Origin of the sequence: uncultured Abyssibacter sp., from assembly GCF_964000955.1 — a bacterium.
Lineage (GTDB): Bacteria > Pseudomonadota > Gammaproteobacteria > Nevskiales > OUC007 > Abyssibacter.
The window spans coordinates 1-8,045 of the sequence record NZ_CAXFCL010000194.1; the positions used below are offsets into that span (position 1 = coordinate 1).

An 8,045-nucleotide genomic window follows, 5' to 3' on the forward strand; every position below is an offset into this window, starting at 1 on the left:
AACCAGCCGGATGTCGGCGGCCTGCAGGAAGTGCTCGTCGGTCAGTTGAACGACCTGAAGACGGCGTTGCCCGACTACGAATTTGTCGGTGTCGGTCGCGATGACGGCATGGAGGCCGGGGAATTCTCGCCGCTACTGGTGCGACGCGATCGCCTGACCATCGAACACTGGGACACGTTCTGGCTGTCGGAAACCCCGGACGAGGTCGGCTCGGTGGGCTGGGACGCGGCGTTGCCGCGCATCGTCACCTGGGCGCAGGTTCGGGATCGTCGCGATGACACCCGGTTCTATGTCTTCAACACGCATTTCGATCATCAGGGCGTGACGGCGCGAGAACAGAGCGCGCTGCTGATCCGCCGCAAGATCGCCGAACTGGCCGGTACGCTGCCGTTTGTCGTCACCGGCGATTTCAATGTCACTCCCGACACCACCGCCTACGCCAGCATGATGGTTGGTGACACGCCCGTCCCGGTCGCCGATGCGCTGCTGATTGCCCAGGCGCCGCACCATGGGCCGGAGGAGACTTTTTTCGGCTTCGCGGCCTGTCCGAGCAGCTTCGGCTTCAACGACACCGAACCGAGACGGATCGACTACATCTTCACGCACCCGCAGACGCGCGTGCTTCGCACGGCCACGCTGACTGACAGCTACGACTGCAAGTACCTGTCGGATCACCAGGCGATCCTGGCGGATCTTCGGATCGAGCGGCCGTGAACGCGGCCACGTAGTGTCATCCGCGCGCTCCGGCTATTCGATACGCTGGATGGTCACCTGTCGCGTCGGCCAATCCGATGGTGGTTCGGCGGGAAAGTCCCGCTGGTGCTCCGGGTGGCTGGGGCCGAGATCGACGACGAACAGCAGCCGGCCCACCGCATCCGCCACGACGGTGCGATCGTCCCGGCCGGTGGTGATTCGATAGCGGGCTCCCGGTTCCGCGAACGGCGGCGTGAGCAGCTCGAGTCTGCCGCTGCCGGTCACCACCAGACCGCCGGTGGTCACCGCTTCCAGGTAAACGAACTCCTTGACGTCGCGGTGGATTGCGAAGTGCCAGCCCCAGGCGGAGAAGTTCGCACGCGTTGATCGGTGGTCGAAGCGGTCCGGCGTTGGCGCGGGATCGTCGAAACGCGGCATCAACCAGTCCAGGTATTGCACGAGCGCACGCTGCCAGTAGGGCCAGCTGTGCGTGCCGGCGCCGTAAAGCACCTCCGTGTAGCCGATGTGCTCGTGATCCAGCGCTTCCAGAAAGGACAGTGCCATCAGGTAGGTGTGGGTCTCGATGGGGTCAACCTGCGCCGGCAGGTCGTACTCGCCCGGTAGCCCGTTGCCGCTGGTCACCCAGAGTTCATGGAAGGCCAGGTTCTCCGCGTGATGAGTCGGCACATCGCCAAACCACCAGGCCTTCTGGAGGATCGGATCACCCCAGCGGCAGAGGTCCGTCGGGCCCTGGGTCGGTAGCAGTGATGGCGTGCCCAGTACCGTTTGCAACGTCGGGTAGTAGGGGTAGTCCAGCGTGGTGTCGACCGCGCCGGAGAAGGCCCCCGCCGCGCGGGCGAGCTGCGGATTGGCCGTCAGGTATTTCATGGCCGCGTTGCCGCCGGCGCTCAGTCCGGCCGTGGCCCAGCCGCCGCGGTCCTCGCGCACGGGAAGCTGCGCGCGGATAAATGGCACCACCTCGCGCATGTGGAAGCTCTCCCAGGCTGGCGCGGGCTCCGGGTTGCCGGCGAGGGCGCCATACCAGTCGGCATACGAGCCTTCGGGGCCGCCGTTGGGCGTCACGATGATGACCGGGTAGTCGGCGGTGAGCGCCTCCAGATCGTGGTCGATGTAGTCGCGTTCGGAGCCCGCTGATCCGTGAAACAGCAGCAGCACCGGGTAGCGGGTGCGCCCGCTGGGGTCATAGTCCCGGGGGAGCGTCACCATGACGGATTCATTGCGCTGCATGGCCTCGGAGGCCAGTTCGATGGACCAGGAACGTTCGCCCACCGGCGTGCGGCCGACCTCGGTCGCGCCCACCACGGGCGGGTCCGCCGCCTGGCAGCCGGGCGTGTGCTGTCCTCCCTCGGGCAGTGCAGCGACTGGCACCGGATGGCGGGCGTCGGCGGGGCTCGTGGTGTCCGAGCCGGTGGACGGCAGTCCGCAGGCGCTGAGCAACGCGCAGGCGCACAACGCACGGGCTGCCGGCCCGCGGGACGAACGGATGGTCATGCTGTCTCCTCCAGCCCGCTCACGGTGTAGTTCCGCTTGCGGGTCTCTTTTAAAAACCGTATGGTTTCCTGAAAGACTAAGCCGCCGACTCGGTGACGGGCAACCGCGGTACCGCAAGGGGACAGGACTGGTGACCAAGGAGACTTCGCTGTTTGACGCGCCGGCGCCTCTGCGCCGCGGTCGCCATGGGCTGAGCCGGCAGGAAGTCGAGACCTCCCAGCGCATTCGCCTGCTGCTGTCGATCACCCAGGAGGTGGGTAGCCGGGGATTTGGTGAGACGACCATCGCCCACATCACGGGCAATGCGGATGTGTCGAAGAAGACCTTCTACGCCCACTTTCGGGACAAGGAGCATTGCTTCTCGACCGCCTACGACGCGTTTTCCACGTTCCTGCTCGATGAAATGCGCAAGGCACGCGCGCAAGCCGGTGGTACGCCCGCCGAGCGCAGTGAGGCCAGCGCGGCCCGTTATCTCTCGGTATTGCAGGCCCAGCCGGTTCGCGCACGCGCGCTGCTGGTGGAGGTCCTCAAGGCCGGTGACGCCATCCTGCGGCAGCGGCGCCGCGTACTCGAAGTCTTCGAGCAGGATCTGCGGGCGATGGTGACCGAGGCCGTCGGGCCCGAAGGGATCTGGACCGTGCTGCCCGACGAGGCCTACCGCATGGCGGTGGGTGGCGTGGACGAATGCGTGCGGCTGCTGATCGTCGAGGGGCGGGCGGACGAATTGCCGGGACTCACGACGGCCATCGTCGACAACTTCCACCGTCTGGTGCAGGCCCAGACACAGGCCATCAAGCCATAGTCGCCTGAAACAAGACGCTTGTCGGGGCAGGGGCTCCGTGCGGGCATGCAAGAAACCGCAAGGTTTATATAAAGACGCCGGTGCGAGAGCGACACCGGAGGAGACAAGGCAATGAAGTTTTCCTGGCCGCGACGGCATTGCGTCGCGTTGGGTGTGTGTGGCGCGCTGCTCGCCGGGGTGACCGGCTGCGGATCATCCGGCAGCGGAGGCGGCGCCGGATCGGACAGCCCGCCGGTGCTGCGCAGCGACTGCGAGACCACGGTGGATCCGGCGTCGTTCGCGTCGGCCGAACGGCTGCTCGATCTGAACCGCGCGATGGATTCGTTCGGCAAGCGGACCACCGCCAGTCCGCAGCATCAGGACTACGTGGCCTGGCTGGAGTCGCAACTCCGCGCCATCCCCGGTCTGCAAATCGAGTCCGTGCCTTACGAGATACAGCGCTGGACGGCGACGCGGACACGCCTGGAACTCGAGCTGGCCGATGGCAGCTTCGCGGAGGTGCCCGTGGCCGGTCATCTGCCGTACTCCGCGACCACCCCGGCGTCAGGCATCGAGGCGCCGCTGGTGTACGTGCCCGATCTCGCCGAGTTGGCGGAGCACGATGTTGATGGCGCGATCGTGGTGACCGACATCGGCGTCAGCAGCACGCCGTACGCGATCATCACCGCGTTGCAGTGGTTCACCTACGACCCTGACCTGTCGCTGGCGTCCGAGGTGCTGGATGCGCTGGAGCTGGAGGCGCTGGGGGAACTCGGTGTGCTGGCCGACGAGGCGCATGAAGCCGGCGCCGCCGGTCTGCTCTTCGTGCACAACTTTTCCCGGGAGCAGGTCCCCGAGGTCTATGCCCCCTACGAGGGGCTGATGTGGAGTGCGCCGGGTCTTTATCTGGGGGCCGATGAGGGCGTCGTGGCCCGGCAGGCCGCGGCGGAAGGGCGCAGCGCCCGGCTGACGCTGGAGGCCCAGATTGTCCCGGCGACCACGCGGATGCTGATCGCGACGTTGCCGGGTCAGAGCGAGGAGCGCCTGGTGATCACCAGCCACACCGACGGCGTCAATGCGCTGTGGGACAACGGGCCGCCCGCCATGGTCGCCATGGCGGACTACTTCGCCGGGTTCGTGCAGGACTGCCGGCCGAGAACGCTGGAGTTCGCCTTCACCACCGCCCATCTGCATCAGCATCTCGTCCCGCCCGCGCGGGACGGCAGTGCCGAGCAGTATGCCCGGCGACTGGACCAGGGTTTCGAGGACGGCACGGTCGCCGCGGTGATCGTGATCGAGCATCTTGGTGCCAAGGGCATGATCACCCAGCCGCGATCCGACGGCGGGCCGGGCCTGGAGTTGGTCGAAGGGCCTTATCACGAACCCAACAGCTTCTTCGTCAGCGAGAGCCCCGGGTTGATCACCGCCTTGCAGAACACGGTGATCAGCCACGACCTGGAACGCACGATCGCCCTGCGCGGCGCCGATGTGCCCGGCCTGCACATCCCCATGCACCAGAGCTTCGGCGGCGAGGGCGGGCCGTATCACAAGCATCTGCTGCCGACGCTCGCCTTTATCACCGGGCCGTGGACGTTGTTCACCACCGGGCTGAGCGTGGACGACATGGTCGACGGTGATCTGATGCACCGCCAGATGCTGATGTTCACCGACCTGGTCTATGCCCTGGACGACATGCCGACGACCGTGCTCGCGGGTCCGATCCTGGTCGAGCGCCAGCTGCGGGAGGTTCTCTGCTCCGCGGGCGATCTGGGATTGACGGTTTGCGAAGGCACCCCGGCGGATCCGGGGACGGGAGGCTGACATGGTCACGAAGCGAACGAGAGGCCGCGCAAGCCTGTGGGGTGTCGCCATGGCGCTGTTCGGGTTGATCGCCGCCTGTGGCACCAGCGCGCCGGAACCGGAACGGGTTGACGACGGGCAGCCACCGCCGACAGTCGGGGACGCGCGGTGTGGCGACCACCCGTGGTGTGATTCCGGGCTGCCGGCAGCCGAACGCGCCGCGATGGTGGTGGCGGAAATGACGCAGGTCGAGAAGGTCCTGTTTCTGGCTGGCGATGACCTGATTGGCATCGCGGGGCTGGAGGGCACTCACACCGGGACCAGCGACGGCATTCCGCGCCTGGGCATTCCGACGGTGTATTACAGCGACGGCCCGATGGGCGTTCGCTCCGGTCCCGCCACGGCGTTTCCCGCGCCCATCGCGCTGGCGGCGACCTGGGACCCGGACAGCGCCCGGCGGTACGGCGCCGCGATCGCGACCGAAGCGAAGTATCGCGGCAATGACATCGTCTTCGCGCCCACGGTGAACATCATGCGGGTGCCGCACCATGGCCGCACGTTCGAGGGCTATGGCGAGGACCCCTGGCTCTCCGGCCGGATCGGCGTGGGTTGGATCGAGGGTGCCCAGGACACCGGCCTGATCGCCTCGGTCAAGCACTACGTCGCGAACAATCAGGAGGGTATCGGCGTCAATCCGGCGATCGGGCCGCAGCTGCCGCTCGGTGTCTCGGTGATTGGCAGCCGCCTGTTTGTGGATGCCGTCATCGACGAGCGCACGCTGCGCGAGATTTATCTGCCGGCCTTCGAGGTGGCGGTGACCGAAGCGGGCGTGGGCGTGGTGATGTGCGGCTACAACCGCATCAACGGCGACTGGGCCTGTGAGAGCGACGCCTTGCTCAATGGCGTGCTGAGGGAGGACTGGGGCTTCGACGGATTTGTTGTCGCCGACTATCTGGCCGCCCACAACCCGCTCGGCAATTTCTACGGCGGGCTCGATTTCGAGCCGTGGCCGGGGCTCTCTTACGGGCCCGCGCAGATGCTGCCATTGGTCGCCAGCGGCGTGCTGGATGCCGAGACGCTGGATCAACGTGTCGTCAACATTCTGCGGACCTACTTCGAGTTCGGCCTGCTGGATCGCCCCGCGTATCCCGTCGATGACGCACAGGTTGATCGGGACGCGCACGCGGCGCTGGCCGGCGAAATCGAACGCTCGGCCATCACGCTGCTGCAGAACAACGGGATTCTGCCGCTGGACGCCGCGACGCTGGGATCGGTTGCCATCATCGGAGCGCCCGCGGACGAGTTTCAGTCGCGCGGGGGGTCGGCCGGGATCACGCCGTTCTTCTTCAACACGCCACGCGAAGTCATCACGGCGCGGCTGGAACCCACGGTCACGGTCACCTATGACGACGGCAGCAATGCGAGCAACGCCGCAGCCGTCGCCGCGGCCGCCGACGTGGCGCTGGTCTTCGTCGCCGATCGCTCCATCGAGGGCGCCGACCGGCTCTGCATCGCGCTGAATTGCATCGACGAGCCCGGGGATCAGGATGCATTGATTGCCGCCGTCGCCTCCGCCAACCCCAACACCGTCGTGGTACTGGAAACCGGCGGTCCGGTGCTGACACCGTGGAAGGGTGAGATCGCCGCTTTGCTGGAAGCCTGGATTCCCGGCGTCGATGCCGGCAATGCCATCGATGCCGTGCTGTTTGGCGATGCGGATCCGGGCGGTCGGTTGCCGGTCACCTTCCCCGAATCCGAGGCCGATCTGCCGACCGCCGGAGACCTGACCCGCTACCCCGGCGTGCTGGAGCAGGCGCAGTATTCCGAGGGGCTGCTGGTGGGCTACCGGTGGTTTGACGAGCAGGGCATCGAACCCGCGTTCCCGTTTGGTCACGGGCTGTCCTATACGCAGTTCGACTTCGCTGATCTGGCGGTTGCCGCGCTGGACGATGGCGGCGTGGCGGTCACCTTCGACGTGATCAACACCGGCACGCGCGAGGGCATCGCGGTGCCGCAGATCTACCTCGCGCTGCCGGATGTTTCGGCGGCGGTCCAACAGCCGCCGCAGGCGCTCAAGGGCTTCACCCGGCTTGGCCTCGCCGCGGGGGCGCGTCGACGCGTGACCATTGAGGTGCCGCCACGGGCGTTCCAGTACTGGGATGTCGAGGCGGATGACTGGGCCCGGGTGCCGGGCTGCGCGCAGCTGCGGGTCGGCCGTTCATCGCGGGACATCGTGCTGACGGGGGCGGCGGCGTGTGGCGCCTGATCCGTCGTTCGGCATTCGCGCTGGCCGTGCTGCTGTATACATGGCCCGCCTACGCGCGGGTTGATGTCACCGGGCTGGAGACGGATGCGGCCGCCAATCCGCTCGGGATCGAATCAACCCGGCCACGCCTGTCCTGGCGACTGTCAGCCGACCGGCGGGGCGTATTGCAGACCGCATATCAGCTGCGAGCCGCGGGGTCGGTCGAGGCCCTCGCGAATGGGCAGCCGGACCTCTGGGACACGGGGCGCGTCGAGGCCGCGACACCCTGGGCCGACTACGCGGGCACGCCGTTGCGGACGCGGCAGACCGTCTGGTGGCAGGTGCGCGTCTGGGATGAGGCCGGCGACGCGACCGCGTGGTCGTCGCCCGCCAGCTTCGAACTCGCCTTTGTCGACCCGGACGAGTGGACGGCGCAGTGGATCGCCGGTCCGGAGCGCGGCGTGCCTGGTCCGCTGGACGACCCGCTGGCCGCCGTCACGCGGCTGGTGGAGGGTGAATTCTGCCGGCCGGTCGGGGTGCCAGGAGCGCTGGGCGTGCTGGGCTTCGACCGGCTGGTCGACTACATCCTGGGCACCGGTGGCGCATGCCGCGAACCGCGCCCGGCGCCCCTGTTGCGCAGGGCCTTCGACCTGCCGTCGCAGCCAATCCGGGCGCGTCTGTACATCAGCGGTCTTGCCTACGCCCGGGTGGCGATCAATGGTGAGACGCTGGCGCCGCACGAGGTGCTCGACCCCGGCTACACGCACTATGACCGCACCGCGCTGTACCGCAGCTACGACGTCACCGGGGTCCTGACCGCCGGGGCGAACGCGATTGGCGTTGAGCTCGGGTCCGGTTTCTACGACTACGAGCTCGTCACCGAGTGGGCGTGGAACCACGCGAGCTGGCGGGGCGAACCCCGGATGATCGCGGAGCTGCATGTCGAGCTGGCTGACGGCTCCACGCGGGTGATTGTCTCCGACGAGCAGTGGCGGGTCGCCGAGAGCGCCACCC

Annotated in this window: 6 protein-coding genes; 5 read left to right on the forward strand and 1 reads right to left on the reverse strand. The window is 67.5% G+C overall.

Features of this window, described 5'->3' with window-relative positions; all coding sequences use genetic code 11:
• Nucleotides 1-714: endonuclease/exonuclease/phosphatase family protein (locus ABNS06_RS09260; protein ID WP_348674108.1), on the forward strand; the 714-nt coding region annotated here is incomplete at its 5' end.
• A gap of 33 nt (nucleotides 715-747) precedes the next feature.
• Here the strand turns inward: ABNS06_RS09260 and ABNS06_RS09265 are convergent.
• A complete protein-coding gene (locus tag ABNS06_RS09265; protein ID WP_348674110.1) occupies nucleotides 748-2,205 on the reverse strand; it encodes an alpha/beta hydrolase-fold protein in 1,458 nt (485 codons plus the stop codon).
• Nucleotides 2,206-2,335: 130 nt separating this feature from the next.
• On the opposite strand from ABNS06_RS09265, the gene ABNS06_RS09270 reads away from it, so the two are divergent.
• The 4 genes from ABNS06_RS09270 to ABNS06_RS09285 all read left to right on the forward strand — a co-directional run.
• Nucleotides 2,336-3,007: a TetR/AcrR family transcriptional regulator gene (locus ABNS06_RS09270; protein WP_348674112.1), complete on the forward strand. Its 672-nt coding sequence runs from the start codon at nucleotides 2,336-2,338 to the stop codon at nucleotides 3,005-3,007.
• A gap of 111 nt (nucleotides 3,008-3,118) precedes the next feature.
• Entirely contained in the window at nucleotides 3,119-4,807 is a 1,689-nt protein-coding gene (locus ABNS06_RS09275; RefSeq protein WP_348674113.1) for a hypothetical protein, read from the forward strand.
• A gap of 1 nt (nucleotide 4,808) precedes the next feature.
• Nucleotides 4,809-7,052, forward strand: coding sequence for a glycoside hydrolase family 3 C-terminal domain-containing protein (locus ABNS06_RS09280; RefSeq protein ID WP_348674114.1), 2,244 nt, complete (start codon nucleotides 4,809-4,811; stop codon nucleotides 7,050-7,052).
• Nucleotides 7,040-8,045, forward strand: a 1,006-nt coding sequence (locus ABNS06_RS09285) for an alpha-L-rhamnosidase N-terminal domain-containing protein (protein ID WP_348674115.1), incomplete at its 3' end; no start/stop codon positions are given. The genes ABNS06_RS09280 and ABNS06_RS09285, both read left to right, overlap by 13 nt.